Below are 2,815 nucleotides of genomic sequence, written 5' to 3'. Positions count from 1 at the left end.
GGTTTTTCGTCAATTCCATTATACCAAACGGGACAGGTTTATGCCTTTTTTATTGGCTGAAATATTGAATTTTCAAGGTTCAACACACCGTATTGGTGTGGGAAGTTTTAGTAATGTATATGAATATTGGAATGAAATGTTGAATTTGTCGGATTTAGAAGAAAATCGGAAGGCGTTTGTTGAAGCGTGCCGTGATGGTAAAATGACAAACTTGTTTAACCATTCGGCTTATCTTATAATTGAGCGTTTACTCAATTTTCATGAATATGATCTTGCTGAATTGTATGTAACAAAACATGAAAAAGCAGGGGAAAAAGGTTTTAGAATAAAAAAATACAAGGCGATTATTCTTCAAGGTAAAAAGAATGATATAGAAGCCTTGAAATGGTACAGGCTAGCGTTTGAAGATAATAGCACTGATGAATTCGTTATAGATTCATTAATAACATTATCACTGATAAATAAGCGAAAAGTCAGCAAAGAGGTATTAGATGCAGCAATAAAAGCAAATACATCACGACTACATATGCTTGTGGCTGCCTGTTATTTGAATGATGGTGACATATCAAGAGCGAAGAGTGAAAATATACGTGCTATTTTAATGTCAGGAGAAAGCTACAATCCTGCGTTTGGGCAATATATAGCAATTTCGACATCTATAGACAGTAATGAAGTAATAACAATAACAGGAATCGAGGCTGATACTGCGGCATGCTGTAAAAAAGACAATGGTAATCAACGCTGGTTATGTGTATATAAGGATTGTATTCTTCCGACTTCTCCATATGTTTGGAATAATGATTATCATGTGCATATTGATGATGCTGCTAGATTTGGCTTTTTAAGAAAGCATACTGGTGATCAAATTACTATAGATAATGATTTGTATGTAATTACGGAAATCATGCCTTTAGACTGTTACTTATTCAGAACATGTACGGCGAAAATGACCCAGAATGGCTTTGCTAAGGAACTATCTATTCCGATGAATAATGGGAAACTGGATTCTTCCGCCTTTGCAGAAATGATTGTCAAAAGTACTCCTGATGAAAGACAGTCAGTTGATTGGCTTGAACAGTATAATAACATTCAAGACGTTCCTTTACCACTGTATACGTATAAAAAATTTACACGTCTTACATACTTTCAGTTTGTAGATATGGTTCTCTCCTCTCATGATTATTTTGTTAGGCAGATGGTTCATGCTTCTAAACCAGCAGAAAAATATGTAATTTCCTTTTCTGCGTTAGTAGCTTTATATAAGGCGGGATATCCGGCAGACAAAATAAGTGAAGCTGGCGGAATCATTATGGAATCTGCGTTGATACAAGCTAATTCAGATGTTGCAGAGGTCATTAAAGAATACAATAGAGACACTGTAGCCTCTTTAGGGGTTATTGACGGAGAGCTTTTTATTAATCAAGTGGATGAGGCCGGAAAAGATTATTGGCTAAAAGAAGCCGGAGGTTTTAAAAAGTATTGTGAAGCTATACCTACCGTTAAGAGTGATCAGGATCTGTCCGGAGATTTTTTTGGGGAATTTGATAGCAAGGAATTATTCGGAATCTGTGATTATGATGCTATAGCATTTGTTCAACATAATGAAGAGTATTCTTTGGTAATAATTGAAGCAATATTAGCATCTTTGTCACAAAATGAGCTAGTCAATTTAAGTGTTATTTCAGTTTCAGATTGGTTGGTTAGACAGCAAATAGATGATACAAGATTAATTGGGTACTTGCAATCTTTACTAGATGAAGGCTGCTTAATGTCTGTCACTAAAGATGTGATTGATTATATGTCATTGGAAGCATCAAAGAAAGATAGTGATTCCAAACAGAGAATGTATTTGATGTGGGATGATTTATTAGGGAGAGTTGATAACTTTTCAGATAAACAAAAGGACGTATTTATTCAAGCCGTGTCGGAAGTATTTGCTTCACTTAAGGATGAGGTAAGAAACATTGATAATGGCATTTTTCATATACTGGCTATGAATATATTATCGCTTCGAAAACAAAAAATTGAAATGTTTATCGATGAAGCAGGATATTTATCTTTTTCGCTTGTAAATATTGAACCTGAAGAACAAACGGTGGAAGTCGAGGACAAGTAATGTCTAGTTATCCAGTGGTTATGCTTTGGGGAAGCACATGATTTAAGAGTCTGTTTATGGAGGCACAGAAGTATTTTCTTCTATATACTTAGAATGAAAGGCCTGAATCTAAAGCGATAATTAAATTCTAGGGCTTTTTAATTAAAAAATTATGCTTTATAGATGAATTTATAATATGTAAAAGATGTTATTAAAATATTATCTGAACATCATTGAAGCATTGGATGCAATTGGTGAGGAATTAAATCAAAAATCATGGAACAGAAACAATAGCGAAAAGCATTTGCACGAAAGATATGGTGTACAAATAGAACATGGTTGGTATCTTTCAAATGATGATTGATATTGATACATCCATATTATACATTTTTGAACCTGGGAGGTTGATCAAATGATCAACTTTCCGGGTTTTTTCATGTCTAAAATCATTTCAAAAAATTTACCCCAATCTTTTTTATTTTTCCAGTACACAAAACGGCTGTTGCATGAACAAAGGATAAGTAGAGAGCTTCCTGTATAATTCAAATATAGGGAATCCCGTGAAAGGTGGTTGAGAAAAAAGGATACCTCAGAGTAAAATAAGATTTGCTGACTTTGCGGGTTAGTAAAAATCTTATGAAACAGAGAGGTATCTGAAATGAAGTATAACACACAAAACGCAAAAATTGCATCTATTAAGGAAGAAACTTTAGTCCTTGG

3 protein-coding genes are annotated in these 2,815 nt (G+C 34.1%); 2 read left to right on the top strand and 1 reads right to left on the bottom strand.

The genetic code is table 11. From position 1 onward, the window contains the following. Both H6A32_RS15650 and H6A32_RS15645 read left to right on the top strand, forming a co-directional pair. On the top strand, positions 1-2,116 hold a 2,116-nt coding region (locus tag H6A32_RS15650), incomplete at its 5' end, for a hypothetical protein (protein ID WP_204864804.1). A gap of 184 nt (positions 2,117-2,300) precedes the next feature. Beyond that, positions 2,301-2,459: a hypothetical protein gene (locus tag H6A32_RS15645; RefSeq protein ID WP_204864803.1), complete on the top strand. Its 159-nt coding sequence runs from the start codon at positions 2,301-2,303 to the stop codon at positions 2,457-2,459. A gap of 44 nt (positions 2,460-2,503) precedes the next feature. Here the strand turns inward: H6A32_RS15645 and H6A32_RS15640 are convergent. Next, positions 2,504-2,815: hypothetical protein (locus H6A32_RS15640; RefSeq protein ID WP_204864802.1), on the bottom strand; the 312-nt coding region annotated here is incomplete at its 5' end.

The organism is Drancourtella massiliensis (assembly GCF_016900655.1).
GTDB lineage: Bacteria > Bacillota > Clostridia > Lachnospirales > Lachnospiraceae > Sellimonas > Sellimonas catena.
This window is presented reverse-complemented; position numbering and strand designations above follow the sequence as displayed.

Bases quoted from the DNA above. Each gene is read 5' to 3' on its own strand.
- H6A32_RS15645 (WP_204864803.1), top strand. From the start codon at position 2,301: ATGTTATTAAAATATTATCTGAACATCATTGAAGCATTGGATGCAATT.